The organism is Pseudomonas sp. EggHat1, from assembly GCF_014892995.1.
GTDB lineage: Bacteria > Pseudomonadota > Gammaproteobacteria > Pseudomonadales > Pseudomonadaceae > Aquipseudomonas > Aquipseudomonas chaetocerotis.
Genome location: NZ_JACKQK010000004.1, coordinates 211531 through 228080, shown reverse-complemented (window position 1 = coordinate 228080; position 16550 = coordinate 211531). Strand labels below are relative to the sequence as shown.

The 16550-nt window shown below is 64.6% G+C and carries 16 protein-coding genes and 1 pseudogene; 9 read left to right on the top strand and 8 right to left on the bottom strand.

Translation table 11 applies throughout. From position 1 onward, the window contains the following. Positions 1 to 194: 194 nt before the first annotated feature. Complete coding sequence (locus tag INS93_RS09395) at positions 195 to 1640, top strand: alpha/beta hydrolase (protein WP_192981231.1); 1446 nt, start codon at positions 195 to 197, stop codon at positions 1638 to 1640. A 63-nt stretch (positions 1641 to 1703) separates the two neighbouring features. On the opposite strand, the gene INS93_RS25080 is transcribed toward INS93_RS09395, so the two are convergent. From INS93_RS25080 to INS93_RS09380, 4 genes and pseudogenes are all read right to left on the bottom strand, one after another. Then, positions 1704 to 2504, bottom strand: a complete 801-nt coding sequence (locus INS93_RS25080; RefSeq protein ID WP_371254548.1) for a methyl-accepting chemotaxis protein — start codon at positions 2502 to 2504, stop codon at positions 1704 to 1706. A 57-nt stretch (positions 2505 to 2561) separates the two neighbouring features. Then, a pseudogene (locus INS93_RS25075) lies at positions 2562 to 3350 on the bottom strand (MCP four helix bundle domain-containing protein); the annotation flags it as partial. Between the two features lie 190 nt (positions 3351 to 3540). Beyond that, positions 3541 to 3795 (bottom strand): glutaredoxin 3, encoded by a 255-nt coding sequence (gene grxC, locus INS93_RS09385; RefSeq protein WP_192981228.1) that lies wholly within the window; start codon positions 3793 to 3795, stop codon positions 3541 to 3543. Between the two features lie 18 nt (positions 3796 to 3813). Continuing rightward, complete coding sequence (locus tag INS93_RS09380) at positions 3814 to 4332, bottom strand: carboxymuconolactone decarboxylase family protein (RefSeq protein WP_192981226.1); 519 nt, start codon at positions 4330 to 4332, stop codon at positions 3814 to 3816. Positions 4333 to 4453: 121 nt separating this feature from the next. Here INS93_RS09380 and INS93_RS09375 point away from each other — a divergent pair, with 121 nt between their 5' ends. Continuing rightward, positions 4454 to 5284: an AraC family transcriptional regulator gene (locus INS93_RS09375; RefSeq protein ID WP_192981224.1), complete on the top strand. Its 831-nt coding sequence runs from the start codon at positions 4454 to 4456 to the stop codon at positions 5282 to 5284. Here INS93_RS09375 and INS93_RS09370 read toward each other — a convergent pair. Next, on the bottom strand, positions 5278 to 6612 hold the full coding sequence (locus tag INS93_RS09370; protein WP_192981222.1) for a PLP-dependent aminotransferase family protein: 1335 nt from the start codon (positions 6610 to 6612) through the stop codon (positions 5278 to 5280). The two genes, INS93_RS09375 and INS93_RS09370, sit on opposite strands and share 7 nt — an antisense overlap. An 83-nt stretch (positions 6613 to 6695) precedes the next feature. Between INS93_RS09370 and INS93_RS09365 the strand changes: the two genes are divergently transcribed. The 5 genes from INS93_RS09365 (at position 6696) to INS93_RS09345 (ending at position 10701) form a co-directional block, all read left to right on the top strand. Further along, the gene (locus INS93_RS09365) at positions 6696 to 7310 is read left to right on the top strand and encodes a DJ-1/PfpI family protein (protein WP_192981220.1); all 615 of its coding nucleotides are present in this window, start codon (positions 6696 to 6698) and stop codon (positions 7308 to 7310) included. A 65-nt stretch (positions 7311 to 7375) separates the two neighbouring features. Continuing rightward, positions 7376 to 7900, top strand: a complete 525-nt coding sequence (locus INS93_RS09360) for a DUF3087 domain-containing protein (protein ID WP_192981218.1) — start codon at positions 7376 to 7378, stop codon at positions 7898 to 7900. Positions 7901 to 8076: 176 nt separating this feature from the next. Next, a complete protein-coding gene (locus tag INS93_RS09355; protein ID WP_192981216.1) occupies positions 8077 to 8424 on the top strand; it encodes a hypothetical protein in 348 nt (115 codons plus the stop codon). Between the two features lie 63 nt (positions 8425 to 8487). Further along, a complete protein-coding gene (locus INS93_RS09350) occupies positions 8488 to 9231 on the top strand; it encodes an SDR family NAD(P)-dependent oxidoreductase (protein WP_192981214.1) in 744 nt (247 codons plus the stop codon). Positions 9232 to 9390: 159 nt separating this feature from the next. Continuing rightward, positions 9391 to 10701, top strand: a complete 1311-nt coding sequence (locus INS93_RS09345; protein WP_192981212.1) for a CitMHS family transporter — start codon at positions 9391 to 9393, stop codon at positions 10699 to 10701. 71 nt (positions 10702 to 10772) lie between these two features. On the opposite strand, the gene INS93_RS09340 is transcribed toward INS93_RS09345, so the two are convergent. Continuing rightward, positions 10773 to 11510 (bottom strand): GntR family transcriptional regulator, encoded by a 738-nt coding sequence (locus tag INS93_RS09340; protein WP_192981210.1) that lies wholly within the window; start codon positions 11508 to 11510, stop codon positions 10773 to 10775. A 179-nt stretch (positions 11511 to 11689) separates the two neighbouring features. Between INS93_RS09340 and INS93_RS09335 the strand changes: the two genes are divergently transcribed. Then, positions 11690 to 12511: an amidohydrolase family protein gene (locus INS93_RS09335; RefSeq protein WP_192981208.1), complete on the top strand. Its 822-nt coding sequence runs from the start codon at positions 11690 to 11692 to the stop codon at positions 12509 to 12511. Between the two features lie 37 nt (positions 12512 to 12548). Then, complete coding sequence (locus INS93_RS09330) at positions 12549 to 13850, top strand: SLC13 family permease (RefSeq protein WP_192981206.1); 1302 nt, start codon at positions 12549 to 12551, stop codon at positions 13848 to 13850. Between the two features lie 847 nt (positions 13851 to 14697). Here INS93_RS09330 and INS93_RS09325 read toward each other — a convergent pair. Both INS93_RS09325 and INS93_RS09320 read right to left on the bottom strand, forming a co-directional pair. After that, complete coding sequence (locus tag INS93_RS09325) at positions 14698 to 15255, bottom strand: hypothetical protein (protein WP_192981457.1); 558 nt, start codon at positions 15253 to 15255, stop codon at positions 14698 to 14700. Between the two features lie 66 nt (positions 15256 to 15321). Continuing rightward, the gene (locus INS93_RS09320) at positions 15322 to 16521 is read right to left on the bottom strand and encodes an MFS transporter (RefSeq protein WP_160020420.1); all 1200 of its coding nucleotides are present in this window, start codon (positions 16519 to 16521) and stop codon (positions 15322 to 15324) included. Positions 16522 to 16550: the final 29 nt, after the last annotated feature.

Below are 16550 nucleotides of genomic sequence, written 5' to 3'. Positions count from 1 at the left end.
TCTACCTCCTGCATCCAGGCAGTCGCGGCCGCGATTTTCGCCGCGCAAGCGCCTACATCGCTTCAGGTGTCGTGCTGGTTGGCTCGCTGCACCAAAGCAATCCCAGTGGTGGCCAGCAGCAGCTTTGCACTAAGGTCCCTGAGCCGGTCGCCGGGACGGATTTTCCCGGCCAGATATTTCGAGGGAGGCGCTTGATGCGTTTACCGCGCATGCGCAACGTGATGGCCTGGACGCTGGTGGTGCTGTTGTTGATCGTGGTGGTCTTGCTCGGCATTCGTATCGCCGGGCTGTCGGCTTTGCCCGAGCTGCAGCCCTGGCATCGCCTGGTGCCGCAGGAGCTTGAGGTCGACGAGCTGGATACGGGCGACTGGCAGGCCTACCTGGCTGCCGAGGCGGCCCTGTTCGAGCACTTGCAGCGTGAACTGATCGAGCCGGTCACGGCCGCCGGCAGCACCGCATACAGCCGCTATTCCAGCGATAGCCCGGTCTATCCCGGCAATCTGCCGCGCGACTGGAACCGCTCCTTCATCCTGCAGCCGCCAGGCCCGGCGCGTGGCGTGGTGGTGTTGCTGCATGGTCTGACCGACTCGCCCTACAGCCTGCGCCATATCGCCCGGCACCTGAGTGAGCAGGGCCTGCTCGCCGTGGTGCCGCGCATGCCTGGCCACGGCACGGTGCCGGCGGCACTCACCGCTGCGCACTGGGAGCAATGGCTGGCTGCCACGCGCTTGGCCGTTCGCGAAGCGCGGCGCCAGGTGCCTGATGGGCCGCTGTATCTGCTCGGCTATTCCAATGGCGGGGCGCTGGCGTTGCGCTACAGCCTGGCTGCGCTGGAGGACCAGAGCCTGGCCATGCCACAGCGTCTGGTGCTGATCTCGCCGATGATTGGCGTCACCAGCTACGCCCGTTACGCCGGACTGGCGGCCCTGCCTGCGTTACTGCCTGCTTTCGCCAAGTCGGCCTGGATGAATGTGCTGCCGGAGTTCAACCCGTTCAAGTACAACTCCTTTCCGGTGCATGCAGCGCGGCAGACCTATGAGCTGACCAGCGAGGTGCAAGACGCCTTCGATGCTGCCGAGGCCGATGGCCGCCTGTCACGATTGCCGCCGGTGCTGGCCTTCCAGTCGTTGGCCGACAGCACGGTGAGCACGCCGGCCGTGGTGCATGACCTGTTCGAGCGTCTGCCGGCCAACGGCAGCGAGCTGGTGATCTTCGACATCAACCGCTCGCAGGCCATCGGCTCGTTGCTGCGCCCGGACATGAGTGGCCTGCTGGAGCAACTGCTGCCGCCGGCGGAGCGTGATTACGACCTGACCGTGGTCGGCGTTGCGCAGAACGGTGGTCGTCAGGTCGAGGCACGGCGAATTGCAGCTGGCGAGCGTGAGGCGGTGGCGACGCCATTGAATGTCGAGTACCCGAGCCAGCTGTTCTCGCTGTCGCACGTCGCATTGCCGTTCCCGCCTGACGATCCGCTGTATGGCAGCGAACCGACCGCCGAGGAGTTCTACGGCGTGGCCCTTGGCACGCTGGCACCGCGCGGTGAGCACGGCGTGTTGGTGGTGGGGCTCGATAGTTTGCAGCGTATGACGTCCAACCCCTTCTACGCCTATTTGCGCGAGCGCATCGACGAAGACTTGTAGATGGCTCGGTGCGCACGGCGTCCGACCGTAGGGTGCGCCGTGCGCACCGAGTGGTTTGAGGGGTTACAACCGGAAACGTCCGACCAGGCCATCGAGCTGGGTCGACAGCGCCTGCAAATCGCTGCTGGCCTGGTTGAGCTGATCGGCGATATGGGTGGTGCCGACGGTCAGCTCGTTGATGTCGACGATGTTGCGGTTGATGTCTTCCACCACGCTGGACTGTTCCTCGGTAGCGGTGGCGACCTGGATGTTCTGGTCGCTGATCTGGCCGATATGGCTGTTGATCTGCTCCAGCGCCACCGACGCCTTGCTCGCGTACTCCACCACCAGCGCGCTCTGCCGTTGCCCCTTGGCCATGGCCTCGACGGCCGAGCGTGATTCGTTCTGCAGGCGGTCGATGACTTGCTGGATTTCCTCGGTGGAGGCGCCGGAACGGCTGGCCAGGGTGCGCACCTCGTCGGCCACCACGGCAAAGCCACGACCCTGTTCGCCGGCGCGCGCCGCTTCGATGGCGGCGTTGAGGGCGAGCAGGTTGGTCTGCTCGGAAATGCTGCGAATGGTGTTGAGCGTGGTGCTGATGGCGTTGGTCTGCGCGGCCAGTGCCTCGATCACCTTGGCGGCCTGCTCCAGTTCGCCGTTGAGGGCGTCGACCTGACGATGCGCCTGACTGACCACAGCGCTGCCGTCGCTGGCATGCTGGGTGGCTTCGCGGGCAACTTCTGCGGCGTTCTCGGCGTTGCGCGCGATCTCGTTGACGGTCGAGCCCAGCTCGTTGATGGCGGTGGCCACCTGTACCGTGCGGTCGCTTTGTGCGGTGCAGTTGCTTTGCGTAAGGCGTGCGCGTTCGGCCACATCGCGCGCCATGCCCGAGAGCTGGCGCGAGTTGTCGGCGAGCTGGCGCATGGCGCCGTGCACTTTGTCGATGAACTGGTTGAAGCTGCGGGCGATTTCGCTCAGTTCGTCCTGGCCGTGCAATTCGATGCGGGTGTCCAGGGCCAGGTTGTCGGCGGCCTGGCCCAGGCTGCTCTGCAACACCGCCACACGGCGACGTAGCTGTACCACGATCAGCCAGGACATGATGATCGACACCAGCAGGCCGGTGGCGATGATGGCGATCTGGCGGGTCAGGCCATCGTCATAGCTTTGCGCGCTGTGCAGGTTTTGCTGCTCGGCCTGCTCGAGCAGCGCGTCGAGCAGGTCGTTGGCGCCCTGGCGCATCACCCCGTAGGTCTTGGCGTACTGATCGCGGTAAATCTGCTGCGCCTTGGCCATGTCGCCAGCGTCGAAGGCGGCGAGCATCGGGTTCAGTTCGTTGCTGACCATGGCTTCGAACTGATCGAGCAATTGCTGCGCCTGGGCCTTGCGCTCCGGATTGACCTGGGCGGTCACGGCCTGACGCATCGCCTCGCGCATGCCGGGCACGTCCTCGTTGCGGGCGTCCTGCACGCGGGATTTCACACCGCGCTCGTCGCGCAGCGGGGTTTCCTGCAGCAGCATCATGTCGAGCCCGACGCGCATGCGCGGGATGCGCGAGGCGACCTCGGCCATGGCGCGCATCGGCGCGGCCGTATTGAGATAGAGCACCTCGGTGTCGCGATGCATGCTCGACATGCTGCTCAGGCTGGTCAGCGCCACCAGCAGCAGGGCGATGCAGGGAATCGCCACCGCGATGATCAGGCGGGTTTTCAAAGAGAGGGCGTCGAGACGCATGGGGAGACTCCATTTCGAGATAGGGCGCAGGGCGACGCTCAGCCTATCGGGCCGATGTTGCCGCTCTTGTATCGGCAGCGATGGCCAGGTGCATGAGGGCAAAGACGAGCGCTTTGACGAAAAGGAGTAGGCCGGCGCAGCTGCCGGCTCAGAAAGGGTGATGGCCGCCAGCAAGGTCGGCCATCAGGGTTCAGGCTTGCAGCAACGCATCCAGTTCGCCGCCACGTTCCAGTGCGGCGAGGTCATCGAAGCCGCCGACGTGGCGTTCGCCGATGAAGATCTGCGGCACGCTGCGGCGGTTGCTGCGCTGTAGCATCTCCGCCAGACGCTGCGGCGAACTGCCCACGTCGATTTCCTCGTAGGTCACGCCCTTGCGCGTCAGCAGGGTCTTGGCATTGACGCAGTAGGGGCAGTGGCCGGTGGTGTAAAGAGTGACGGCTTGCATGGCGCACCTCCTGTCTTGTCAGACGGCTACGGGTGGAAAGTCGACAACGGTTTCGGCCAGGTTGTTGAGGTAGTTGGTCAGCGTCATCAGGGCGACGTTGGCCACTACTTCGACGATGGAGGCGTCACTCAGCCCGGCATCGCGCGCGGCTTGCAGTTGCGCATCGCTGAGGCGGCCGCGGCTGTCGATGATCTGCCGGGTCAGGCGCGCCACGGCATCGAACTCGCCATCACGAGCGCTGCGGATATCCGCTGCGCTCAGGCCTGCCTTGTCGGCGAACAGGGTGTGCGCAGCCAGGCAGTATTCGCAACCGTTGACCTGCGAGCTGGCCAGTGCCACCACTTCGCGCGCCTTGGCGTTCAGTGTGCCTTTGCCGAGCGCCTGGGACAGTGCCAGGTAGCCGCTTAGCGCGGCCGGGGCGTGGGCCAGGGTGGCGAATGTGTTGGGGATGAAACCGAGGCCCTTGCGGATGCCTTCCAGTTGCGCCTGGGCGCTGGTAGCGGTTTGTTCGAAGGGCAGTGCGGTGATGCGCGTCATGGTGATTCTCCAGTCTTGGGTAAGGGCCTGTTGTTCAAGCCTGGAGCCATGCTAGTGAGTCGAACTGGCTTTTCGGATTCAGATCGTCGATGTTGTGCGACAGATCGTCCAAAAGTGCGAGATGACCATGGATCGCCTGTCCAACCTGCTGCATCACTTCAACCTGCACGCCAGCACCTTTCACCGGGGCGGCTTCTGTGGCACCAGCAGCCATGGCGAGCATGAGCCGCATGGCTACATTCACCTGCTGCGTGCCGGGCGCATGAGTTTTCGCGAGGGCGATGGCCGCGAGCTGCGCCTGGAAGAGCCGAGCCTGATGCTGGTGGCCAGGCCGCGCCTGCACCAGATGAGCGCCAGCGAGGCCGATGGCGCCGAACTGGTCTGCGCCACCTTGGTCTTCGACGGGGGTATCGACAATCCGTTGTCGCGGTCGTTGCCAGGTGCCATCGTCAAACCGCTGCGCGAGTTGCCGAGTCTGAGCGGTTGCCTCGACTGGCTGTTCGCCGAAGCGACAGGGGAGGATTGTGGGCGTGAGCTGGTGCTCAACCGCTTGTTCGAGTTGATGGTGATTCAGCTGCTGCGGCATTTGATGAACAGCCGCGAGCTGGCCTCGGGGATGATGGCGGGCCTGGCAGAGCCACGCTTGGCACGGGCACTCAATCACTTGCACGAGAAGCCGCAGCATGGCTGGTCGGTGGCCGAGTTGGCGGCGCTGGCCGGCATGTCGCGCGCCAGTTTCGCTGCGCATTTCCACGACGTGGTCGGTGCTACGCCGGCCGATTACCTGGTGGGCTGGCGTGTAAGCCTGGCGCAGAAGCGTCTACGCGAGGGCCGGCCCATGGCGCTGATCGCCGACGAGGTCGGCTATGAAAGCCCCTCGGCCCTGGCCCGCGCCTTTCGCCGCAAGGTGGGGGCGAGTCCCAGCGAGTGGCTGCGTCAGGTCGCTCAATAGGCAAAGTGGGCGATGGTATGCCTGACCTTGTCCAGCGCGTCTTCCAGTTGCGCCAGGGTAACCGAGCCAAGGGCCAGGCGCAGCGCATGGGGCACCTGCTCCGAGGTGCTGAACGGCTCAGCGGTGGAGACTGCCACCTGCTCGTGCAGCAGGCGCGCCACGACCTGATCGGCGCGCACCTCGGCTGGTAACGGCAGCCAGAGGAAATAGCCGGCCTCATGGCCGATCGGTTGCAGGCCGGCCAGCACGCGCCGAGCCAGTGCTTGCCGACAGCGGGCGTCGTCGCGCTTCTGCGCTTGCAGGCGGGCCAGTGTGCCGTCTTCGATCCAGGCGCAGACCAGCGCCGTCATGATGCCCGGAGTGTTCCAGGTGCTGGCGCGGATGCTGCGCTCCAGTGCGGCGACCCAGGCCTCAGGCGCTGTCAGGTAGCCGACCCGCAAGCCGGTGGCGATGTTCTTCGAGAAGCCGGACACATGCACCGTGCGTTCGGGCGCCAGGGCGGCCAGTGGCGCTGGTGCCGAGCTGGCCAGGAAGGCGTAGGCGGCATCCTCGATGATCAGCAGGTCGTGCTGGCGGGCGATGTCGATCAGGCGCTCGCGCTGTAGCTGGTCGAGTACCCAGCCCAGTGGGTTGTGCAGGGTCGGCATGCTGTAGATCGCCCGTACCCGGCGCGTTCTGCACAGTGCCGCCAGGGCATCGAAATCGGGGCCGCTGGCGTCGCAGGGCAGCGCCAGCAATTCCACGCCGCGCGCGGCGGCGGCCGCCTTGAAACCGGGGTAGGTGAGGGCGTCGACCGCGACCACGTCACCGGGCTTGAGCAGAGTCTGCAGGGTCAGCGCCAGGCCGTGTTGGGCGCCGTTGACGATCAGCACCTGTTGCGCCGTGACCGGGAGTCCCTGATCCGTCAGGTGCCTGGCCAGCAATGCCCGCTCATGGGGGCGCCCGGCATGCGGCTGATAGCGCAGCAGCGCTTCCAGATCCCCGGACAATGCCAGCTGGCGCAGGGCCTGGCGCAGCAGGTCGGCCTGCCCCGGCAGCGTGGGGTAGTTGAAGTTGAGGTCGAGCATGCCGCCTTCGGTCGCCGGCTGGTCGATACCGTGACCGGGCGCCAGGCTGGTCTCGCGCACGAAGGTGCCGCGCCCGGTTTCGCCACTCACCAGGCCCATGGCGTGCAGCTCGGTGTAGACCCGTGATGCGGTGACCAGGGCGATGCCGTGCTGTGTGGCCAGTTCGCGGTGTGTGGGCAGGCGTGTGCCAGGCGCGAGCGCGCCACAGCGGATGTCGGCGGCCAACTGATCGACCAGTTGCTTGTAGCGCGCGCGGGGCATGGGTTGTATCCATGACAATTATTTGATTGTCATGATCATTGCCTCGAAGCTGCGTGGCAACCCGTTTCATGACAGGAGCCGCCATGCACATCGCCATTCTGACCTTCGAAGGGTTCAACGAACTCGACTCGCTGATTGCTTACGCCATTCTCAACCGCATACGCCGGCCCGACTGGCGCGTCAGCATCGCCAGCCCTGATGCGCGCGTGACGTCCATGAACGGGCTGGTGATCGATAGCCAGATCGACCTGCAGCAGGCCTGCGCGGCGGATGCGGTGATCGTCGGCAGTGGCATGCGCACCCGCGAGGTGGTGGCGGATGAAGCGCTGATGGCGCAACTGCGCCTCGACCCGGCGCGCCAACTGCTGGCGGCGCAGTGCTCCGGCACGTTGCTACTGGCCAAGCTCGGCTTGCTCGACGGCGTCGCCGCCTGCACCGACCTGACCAGCAAGCCCTGGGTGCAGGAGGCAGGTGTGCGGGTGCTCGATCAGCCGCTGTTCGCCCGTGGCAATGTCGCAACGGCGGGCGGTTGCCTGGCGTCGACCTATCTCGCCGCCTGGGTCATCGCCCGTCTGCTCGGCCTCGACGAGGCGCGCCAGGCGCTGCACTACGTGGCGCCGGTGGGTGAGAAGGCGCAGTACCTGGCGGGGGCGATGGCGGCGATCGGTCCTTATCTTCAGGACCGTACAGAGGCGTGACGGGTTCGTGCATCGTGGCAAGCTGTCGTACCATCGCCGACTGACCCCGCCACGAGCCTTCGCGCATGTTCGAAATCCAGCCCATCGACCCCGCCTACTACCGCCAGCAGACCCGCCGCAGCACCGTGGTGATCGCGCTCATCTTCTTGGCGCTGGCCATGCTCTGCGCCACGCTGAGCACGCAGGCGTTCGGCACGCCCGGTGGCGACAACTTCAAGTGGAACATGCTCGGTGTGCTGGCGGGGCTCGGCCTGACCATTGCGCTGGTGCGCCAGCGACTCTGGTCGCGGCCGTTCATGGCACCGGCCGTTTACGGCTGGCGACTCAAGCGCAGCCTGATGCGTGTCACCAACGTCATGCATCACGTCAAGGCGGGCGTAGCGCAGGGCGATGACAGCGCGATGAAGCTGCTGCGCTTCTACCACCTGGGGGTGAGCCAGATGCATCAACTCGATGGCAACTCCAGCGAGCTGAGCCAGATGGTGGGCGAGATCGACAGCCATCGCGAGGCGATGGAGCAGCAGGGGCTGGACATCGAGCAGACGCGGCTCGACGTGGCGTGGCTGGAGCGGATCAAAACGTTTAGCTGAACACTTCCTGTCGATCCTGGGTTGGGGTCACAATGACTTTAAAGCTGTCATTGTGACTCGCTTTCCTTGTTGTCGTTAGTACCTGTTTTTTCTTATCTATCTGTTTTTGATAGAGAAAATACATGGCACAGAATCTGATTCTCTCCGGGTGCAATGCCCATTACAGGAGAAATCAGATGAAATCCATTGCCTTGCTTGCCCTTTCCCTCGGCCTTGCGGCCGCCAATGTTCTGCAGGCTGCCGAAGTAGTGGCCGAACGTGAAGAAAACTCGGTGGGTGCCGGTTTCGGAGGTTTGTCCGGCCTGATGCTGGGCGCCGCCGCGGGTGGCCCTGTCGGTGCGTTGGTCGGTGGTGCCGCCGGGTTCTGGACCGGTGCGCAGGTTCAGGCTGCCACTGGCAATAGTGGAACCGCCTATGTGGTGCGCCATGAAGGCGGTCGTGAGCAGTGGGTGCGCTCGCCCAGGGAGCGCTTCGCGCTGGGTCAGCAGGTGGAGATGAATGGCATCCGCCTGCAGGCGCAGTAAGCCGATTTCAGCGCGGCTCGCGCGAGTCGCGGCACTCACTCTCTTTTCGCTTCGAGGAACGTCATGAATACGAATTTTCAGGGTCGTCTGGCTGTCGTCACCGGGGCCAGCTCGGGTATCGGCCTGGCGGTGTGTGATCTGTTGCTGCAGCGCGGCGCGCGCGTGCTGGCTTTCTCACGGCGTCTGGGCGCGCTGGAGGCGCTGCAGGCGTTACATCCCGAACAGCTGCATTGGTGTGCGGGCGACGTCACCGATATCGATGCGCTGCATGGGCTGGCCGAGCGGGCGGGGCGGCTCGGTGCCGTCGACTACCTGGTACCCAACGCCGGGATCGCACGCTTGGCATCGGGCTGCGACATGCAGGCGTTCGAGCAGCAGTGGCGGGTCAACGGCGCCGGTGCAATCAATACCTTTCAGGTGCTCAAGCCTCATCTGGCGCGGCCTGCATCGGTGGTATTCATCAGCACCTTCCTGCGTCAACTCGGCTTCGCCGGGCTTGGCGGTTACATCGCCAGCAAGGCCGCACTCTCGGCGCTGGTGCGCAGCCTGGCGCTCGAGCATGCCGCTGAAGGCTTGCGGCTCAATCTGGTTTCGCCAGGGCCGACGGCGACACCGATCTGGAGCAGCCCGGGCCTGGCCGAGGATGCCTTGGCGGGCGTCGCCAGTGAAGTCGGCAGGCGCCTGGTCGACGGCGAGTTCCTCGATCCGCAGGCGATTGCCGAGGTGGTGCTGTTTCAGCTGAGCCATGGTGCGCGTGGCGTTCATGGTCAGGATTGGGTGGTGGACAAGGGCTACACCCTGCAATGAACCAAGCCGGGGCGGCAGGGCTGCCGCCCCGACTCTGCGACATATCCACTGACATTTGGCGTGACGCATGTTCGCCGCTTAAAGGTTGTTGAAAGGTTCGCCTCTTAGCCTCCGCACGCGCCTTTCGCGTGCCTTACAAGAAAAAGAGGAGAAAGCGGTTTGTTGACCTTGATTGGCCTGTTGACCATCTGCAGCCTGGTTGTGCTGTTGCTTATCGGGCGCATGTCGCCTGTTCTGCCATTGATTGTGGTGCCGTTGCTGGGCGCTCTGGCCGCAGGCTTTGGCCCGGAGGCGATTTCCGGTTTCTTCACCGATGGCATCGGCCGCGTGACGGCGATTGCCACCATGTTCGTTTTTGCCATCACCTTTTTCGGCGTGCTGCAGGACACAGGTCTGTTCAGGCCCCTGATCAATGGCATGGTGCGCCTGACCCGCGGCAACGTGATCGCGGTGACCGTCGCCACGGCGGTGATCGGCATGCTGGCGCACCTCGACGGCGCGGGTGCCACCACCTTCCTGCTCACCGTTCCTGCCTTGCTGCCGCTGTACAAGCAGTTGCGCATGAGCCCGTACCTGATGCTGCTGCTGTTGGCGATTGGTGCCGGCATCTTCAACATGCTGCCCTGGGCCGGGCCGCTGGGGCGTGCCTCGGCAGTGACCGGTATCGAGGTCACCGAGCTGTGGCGTCCGTTGATCGCGGTGCAGGGTATTGGCGTAGTGCTATTGGTTGCTCTGGCGGCGCTGCTGGGCTGGCGTGAACAGCGGCGTATCGCGGCCGGCACGACCGGGGACGAAGGTGTACTGGTGGAAACCAGCACTGACCTGCATGAGCCGAGCGCCGAGGAGCGCGAGCTGGAACGCCCGCGCCTGCTCTGGGCCAACTCCGCGTTGTTCCTGGCGGTGCTGGTCTCGCTGTTCTCTGGCGTGCTGCCGGCCGGCTATATCTTCATGATCGGCCTGTGCCTGGCGCTGCTGATCAACTACCCCGGCGGCAAGGCGCAGATGCAGCGTATCTCCGCGCACGCTCCGGCTGCGCTGAGCATGGGTATGATCATCCTGGCCGCTGGCTCGATGCTGGGTATCTTCACCGGCACCGGCATGCTCACGTCCATCGCCCAGGACCTGGCGCAGGTACTGCCGGCGCCGCTGGTGGGGCAGATGCACATCGTGCTGGGTCTGTTCGGCCTGCCGATGGAGCTGATGCTGAGCACCGACGCCTACTACTTTGGGCTGCTGCCGGTAACGCTGGAAGTGGTCGGCGCCCAGGGTGTCGAGCCAGCCAGCGTGGTTTATGCGCTGACCATCGGCAACATCATCGGCACCTTCATCAGCCCGTTCTCGCCGGCGTTGTGGCTGGCGCTGGGTCTGGCCGGACTGGATCTGGGCCGGCACATCCGCTACTCGTTGTGGTGGATGTGGGGCTTCTCGCTGGTGCTGTTCGGTGCGGCCTGGGCGCTTGGGTTGTTCTAGACCAGGGACGTTCAGCAGTGCATCCAACGCCCGGGCTTGCCCGGGCGTTTTGCTGTCAGGACAACGGCCTGTTAGCTGATTTCCACCTGATAACGGAAGTTCTCCGCCGCCGCGCGCGACAGGCGATATTCCAGCGGCGTGCGGTCGTAGCCCAATGCGGTGCGTTCGATGACCACACTCGGGCTGGCCTCGGCTACATCCAGGGCGGCAGCGAGCTCGGCATCGGCCGCAGAGACGGTGAGGGTCTCCTGGGCCGAGGCAATGCGCTGGCCGCAGTGTTGCTCGTAGAAGGGGTAGAGCAACTGCGGGAAGTCGTCGGCGGCGATGTTCAACAAAGCGCCGAAGCGCGACGCCGGCAGCCAGATACGTTCATGGAACAGCGGGCGACCGTCGATCAGGCGCAGGCGTTGGAGGAATATGCAGGGGGCGCCTTCGCTCAGCTTCAGCGCCTGGCTGGCGGCCGCGTCGGCCGGCACCTGGCGGCAGTCGAGGATACGGCTTTGCGGCACCTGAGACTGGCCGCTGGCGTTGACCTGACGGAAGAAGCGGAACAGCGAACCGTCGAAGTTCGGCCGCCGCACGAAGGTGCCGCGACCCTGGGCACGCAGCAGCAGGCCTTCGGCAACCAGGGTTTCCACCGCCTTGCGCACCGTTCCCACGGCCACACCGTACTGTCGGGTCAACTCCGCTTCGGTAGGAATGGCCTCACCCGGCAGCCATTCGCCAGCGGCGATCTTGCCCAGCATCTCGTCGCGTAACCGCTGATACAGCGGCAGGCGTTCGTCCTGTCCCAGAGCCGTGGTGCTCATAAACCTCAAATCCGAAAGTCGACCGGCCGTCACTTTACCACTGGCCTGCAGATTGACAGCACTTGATCTCTGTAGATACAGTCATCTAATCATATATATGAATATATGTTTTACAAGAAGGAGTCGCTCGTACCGGCGGCTCGTACAAAAAATGACAGAGGTATCGCTTCGTGACGCCCATGCCTTATGCCGCAATCACCGGCATCGACACCCACGCGCACATCTTTCGCCAGGACCTGCCCATGGTTTCCGGCCGCCGCTACAGCCCCAGTTATGACGCCACCGTGGAGCAGTACCTGGCCCACCTGGACGCTTGCGGGCTGTCCCACGGGGTACTGATCCAGCCCAGCTTTCTCGGCACCGACAACCACTACATGGTCGAGGCGCTGCAGCGTTTCCCGGAGCGTTTGCGTGGCGTTGCGGTGGTCGACGCGCAGGTCAGCGATGCCGAGCTGGACGAATTGGCCGCCGCGGGTGTGGTGGGCATACGCCTGAACCTGATCGGCAAGGTGCTGGAGGACTACACGGGGCCGGCCTGGAACGGCCTGTTCCGCCGCCTGGCGCGACGCGGCTGGCAGGTGGAGATCCAGCGTGGTTTCGACGATCTGGCGCTGATCGTGCCGGCGATTCTCGAGTCCGGCGTCACCCTGGTGATCGATCATTTCGGCCTGCCGGCGCCGAGCGTGCAATTGGATGCTGCGCAGCATCACGCCTTCTTCGATCTGCTCGGCCAGGCGCCGGTGTGGATCAAGCTGTCGGCGGCCTATCGCAGCCAGTCTGATCTGGCCCGCGCCCAGGCCATCGAAGCGCGCCTGCGTGAAGCCTGCGGTGGAGTCGGGCGATTCCTCTGGGGCAGCGATTGGCCCAACACCCAGTTCGAGTCGCAGACCCGCTACGATCAGCAGTTCGCGCTGCTCGAGGCCCTGCTGCCCAACCCCGAGGAGCGCCGTCGCGTTCTGGTGGATAACCCCGCAACCCTGTTCGGTTTCGCCTCGGCGTAACCGTCGCTCACATCAGAACAACAAAAGGAATCAAATCATGATGAGCCTGCTCGTCGTCGCCGCGATCGTCCTCGCCGTCGCGCTGGGGTACACCACCAAGATCAACATCGGCCTGTTCGCCATTGCCTTCGCCTACCTGCTGGGCTGCTTCGGCATGGGCATGAGCCCGGGCGACATCATCAACATGTGGCCGCTGAAGATCTTCTTCGTGATCTTCTCGGTCTGCCTGTTCTACAGCTTCGCCACCGTCAACGGCACTCTGGAAAAACTCGCCGGGCATCTGCTGTATCGCTGCCGTGGCGTGCCGCACCTGCTGCCCTATGCCATTTTGCTGACCTCGGGGGTGATCGCTGCCATGGGGGCCGGTTACTACACCGTGCTGGCCTTCATGGCACCGCTGACTCTGCTGCTGTGCCAGCGTACCGGCATGAGCCTGATTCTCGGCGGCATGGCGGTGAACTATGGGGCACTGGCCGGAGCCAACTTCGTTTCCAGTCAGAGTGGCATCATCTTCCGTGGCCTGATGACCGGCGCGGGCATGCCCGAGAGCGAAGCCTTCGTCAACGCCCTGGCGATCTTCGCCAGCACGGCGATTATCCCGGTGCTGGTGATTTCCGCCTTCGTCTTCCTCGGTGGTCATGGCCGCAACCTGAAGAATGCGGTGCTCGCCGCCGATCTGCCGGAGGCCTTCAATCGTGAACAGAAGCTGACCCTGCTGCTGACTCTGCTGATGATGGTGTTGGTGCTTGCCGCGCCCCTGGCACTGCTGGCCTTTCCGGACAACGCCACGGTCAGGTTCATCAACAGCAAGGTGGATATCGGCCTGATTGCCAGCGTGTTCTCGGTGATCGCACTGCTGCTCAAGCTGGGTGACGAGCGCAAGGCCATCGCGTCCGTGCCCTGGGCCACGCTGATCATGATCTGCGGCGTCGGCATGCTGATTACCGTTGCGATCAAGGCTGGCACCATCGATGCCCTGGCGTCCTGGATCGGCGGCAATATCCCGCCGTTGATGATTCCGGTGGCCTTCGGCGTGGTGGCTGCATTGATGTCGATTTTCGCCAGTACGCTCGGTGTGGTGACGCCGGCGCTGTTCCCGATGGTGCTGCCGCTGGCAGCGTCGATGTCGATCGATCCGATGATCATCTTCATCGCCATCGTCGTAGGTGCCCAGGCCACCTCGATTTCGCCGTTCTCCTCCGGCGGCAGCCTGTTGCTGGGCTCCTGCACGGACGACAAGGTGCGCTCGACCTTGTTCTCGCAACTGCTGCTGCGCGCCGCGCCCATCGGCTTCGTCGCCGCGATGCTGTTCAACCTGGCGCTGACTTTCCTGTTCTGATGAGAAAAGTTCTTCGCATAGTTTGGGGAAAGTGCCAGTTGATACCGGACTGGCAAGTTTGTGTGCGTCTTGCTCACGGGCTTAGCACTATCCGTTACTGCGTGCGCTGAACGTTTGGGTTGCGCCCCTTACGGGCGCCACACCTTTCTTGCTTGCCCAAGAAAGGTGTGCCAAAGAAGGGCACCCCGACATCCGGGTTTCGCTGCGCGAAACTTCCCTCTTTCCGGCGCTGCTCCGGGGGCCGGCTTACATGGGCCATCCCTGGCCCATTAAGCGGGGCCGCCATCGGTATCTCGCCGCATCCATGCGGCTCGCTCCCCTACGCAACACCTCCACTCGGCCTCCTGAAGGGGACCGAGTCGCGAGCTTGCATAATCTTCGCGAAATAGAAATTGGCGGCGTCTGCGCCTTGCCTTTGCTCTTCAACTGCGATGTTACAGACGACGCCCAAGTCCCCTTCAGGAGGCCGAGTGGAATCGCCACGTAAGGGGTTGAGCGACATGGATGTCGCGAGAGCCACGATGGGCCAGGGATGGCCCTTCGTGGCGGGCCCCTGGAGTGGTGATGGAACGAGGGAACCCCGGCGCAGCAGGGCGGGGGCGCCTAGCTCGTATGTAGGGGTGTGTTTCTTTGCTTACTTTCTTTGCACAAGCAAAGAAAGTGAGTCGCCCGTAAGGGGCGAAACCCATCAGATCAGACGACGCGCTAACGGATAGTGCCAGCACTGGCAGCTAACACTTAATTACCAGCCCGGTATCAAGCGTATCCTCCCCGCGAGAATGCGAAGAACCTGAAAAACAACCGGCATCGAGTGATGCAGGGGCTTTATCCCTGCAAGTCCGTATCGCTATTTCAACCGATAGCGCACCAGCTCATCCTGGCTCAGCAGACGCAAGCGCCCTGGCGCGACCTGATAGATGTCTTCCGCCAGGCTTACGTCGACGCCCATGTCGCGAAAGTACCTGGCCGGGCTGAACGGCTGGCTGCCATGGGCGGCCTGTGCCAGCGCCGAGTCACCAGCGGGGAAGGGTGGTCGGCGCAGGGCAACGTGGCCGTTGACGGTGCGCTTACTGCCGGCAGCCAGCAGATAGATGCAACTGCCCTGGCACAGGCCGCCAGAAGGCACCAGCGCCTCGAAGCCGGTTTCGCGCAGCAGGCGACCCATGCGGATGGCCTCCGGCGCGCTGCCGCCGATGCTGTCGAGCAGCACGACCTTGCGCGTGTGCTTGCCCGGGTTGGCGCGCAAGCCAGCCAGCAGTTTCTCGTAGTCGCCGGGAACTATCTCTTCGGAAATCTTCGCCGCCAGCAGGCCGGCATTGGCCTCGACCTCCACCTGGGCGTGGGCAGTCAGGGCGGTGAACAGAGCAGTGCCGATCAGGGCGAATCGTAAACGCTGGGCAATCATCGGGCGGGTTACGCGATAGTGGCTCGGGACGTAGACGATACCTGCCGGCGCACGCTCTCGCACCTGTCAGATTGCTGCGTTCTCGCGCTGCACCTTCCACGCCCAGGCGAACAGCAGCAGGCCGCCGATGGCCGTGGCCGCGCCGATGTAGCCGGTCACGGTCCAGCCCATGCCGGCGCTGATGGCCAGGCCGCCGAGCCAGGGGCCGAGCGCGTTGGCGACGTTGAACGCGGCGTGATTGGACGCGGCAGCGAGTGTCTGCGCGCCAGTGGCAACGTCCATCAGGTGGGTCTGCAGGGCCGGGCCGAGGGCAATCATGGTGCCCAGGGCGAAGATCGCCGGCAGGAGGGTCCACAGGCTGTGTGCGGCGAACGGGAAGGCCAGCAACACCAGCGTGCTCCAGGCCAGAATCCAGGCTACGGCGCGCAGGCGTAGACGGTCGAACAGCCAGCCGCCGGCACTGTTGCCGACGATGCAGCCGGCGCCGAACACGCCCATGGCCAGGGGAATCCAGCCGGGCCCGACCTGAGTGACATGAAGCAGGGTCGGCGCCATGTAGCTGAACACACAGAACATCCCGGCAAAACCGATGGAGCCGATGCCCAGGGCCAGCCAGATCGGCGCGCGGTTGAAAGCACGCAGTTCGCCCGACGGGCTGCTGCGCTGCTCGTGCGGGTCGGCGGGGAGAAAGATCGCCACCATGGCGATGGTGGTGATGGCGATCACCCCGACCAGGGCGAAAGCGTAGCGCCAGCTCATGAACTGGCCGAGCCAGGTGGCCAGCGGGTTGCCGATCAGGATCGCCACGGTCAGGCCGGCCAATACCCGGCTTACCGCCTTGGCGCGCTTGTGCGGCGGCGCCATCGAGGCGGCCACCAGCATGGCGATGCCGAAGTAGGCGCCGTGCGGCAGACCGGCGATGAAGCGGAAGATCAGCAGTGGCTCGTAGCTCGGTGCCAGGGCGCTGGCGAAGTTGCCGAGGGCGAAGCAGCCCATCAGCAGCAGAAGCAGGATGCGCCTCGGCAGGCGTGCACCAAGCAAGGCCAGCACCGGTGCGCCGACCACCACGCCAAGGGCATAGGCGCTGATCACGTGGCCGACCTGCGGCTCGCTGACGCCGAGATCGGCAGCGACGTTGGGCATCAGGCCCATGATGGCGAATTCGCCGGTGCCGATGGCGAAGCCGCCGAGAGCGAGGGCGAGTTGAATGAGAAGGATCGCGCCCGGCGACAGACTCGTCGCGGCGTCGGATGCAGAACTGTTCATGACTGACCTGGAAGGGGGAGAAGCAAGCG

What these genes read in the sequence shown, in the direction of transcription:
- INS93_RS09395 (WP_192981231.1), top strand. Translation starts at nt 195, where the DNA reads ATGCGTTTACCGCGCATGCGCAACGTGATGGCCTGGACGCTGGTGGTG.
- INS93_RS25080 (WP_371254548.1), bottom strand. Translation starts at nt 2,504, where the DNA reads ATGGCGCGCGATGTGGCCGAACGCGCACGCCTTACGCAAAGCAACTGC.
- grxC (WP_192981228.1), bottom strand. Translation starts at nt 3,795, where the DNA reads ATGCAAGCCGTCACTCTTTACACCACCGGCCACTGCCCCTACTGCGTC.
- INS93_RS09380 (WP_192981226.1), bottom strand. Translation starts at nt 4,332, where the DNA reads ATGACGCGCATCACCGCACTGCCCTTCGAACAAACCGCTACCAGCGCC.
- INS93_RS09375 (WP_192981224.1), top strand. Translation starts at nt 4,454, where the DNA reads ATGACCATGGATCGCCTGTCCAACCTGCTGCATCACTTCAACCTGCAC.
- INS93_RS09370 (WP_192981222.1), bottom strand. Translation starts at nt 6,612, where the DNA reads ATGCCCCGCGCGCGCTACAAGCAACTGGTCGATCAGTTGGCCGCCGAC.
- INS93_RS09365 (WP_192981220.1), top strand. Translation starts at nt 6,696, where the DNA reads ATGCACATCGCCATTCTGACCTTCGAAGGGTTCAACGAACTCGACTCG.
- INS93_RS09360 (WP_192981218.1), top strand. Translation starts at nt 7,376, where the DNA reads ATGTTCGAAATCCAGCCCATCGACCCCGCCTACTACCGCCAGCAGACC.
- INS93_RS09355 (WP_192981216.1), top strand. Translation starts at nt 8,077, where the DNA reads ATGAAATCCATTGCCTTGCTTGCCCTTTCCCTCGGCCTTGCGGCCGCC.
- INS93_RS09350 (WP_192981214.1), top strand. Translation starts at nt 8,488, where the DNA reads ATGAATACGAATTTTCAGGGTCGTCTGGCTGTCGTCACCGGGGCCAGC.
- INS93_RS09340 (WP_192981210.1), bottom strand. Translation starts at nt 11,510, where the DNA reads ATGAGCACCACGGCTCTGGGACAGGACGAACGCCTGCCGCTGTATCAG.
- INS93_RS09335 (WP_192981208.1), top strand. Translation starts at nt 11,690, where the DNA reads ATGCCTTATGCCGCAATCACCGGCATCGACACCCACGCGCACATCTTT.
- INS93_RS09330 (WP_192981206.1), top strand. Translation starts at nt 12,549, where the DNA reads ATGATGAGCCTGCTCGTCGTCGCCGCGATCGTCCTCGCCGTCGCGCTG.
- INS93_RS09325 (WP_192981457.1), bottom strand. Translation starts at nt 15,255, where the DNA reads ATGATTGCCCAGCGTTTACGATTCGCCCTGATCGGCACTGCTCTGTTC.
- INS93_RS09320 (WP_160020420.1), bottom strand. Translation starts at nt 16,521, where the DNA reads ATGAACAGTTCTGCATCCGACGCCGCGACGAGTCTGTCGCCGGGCGCG.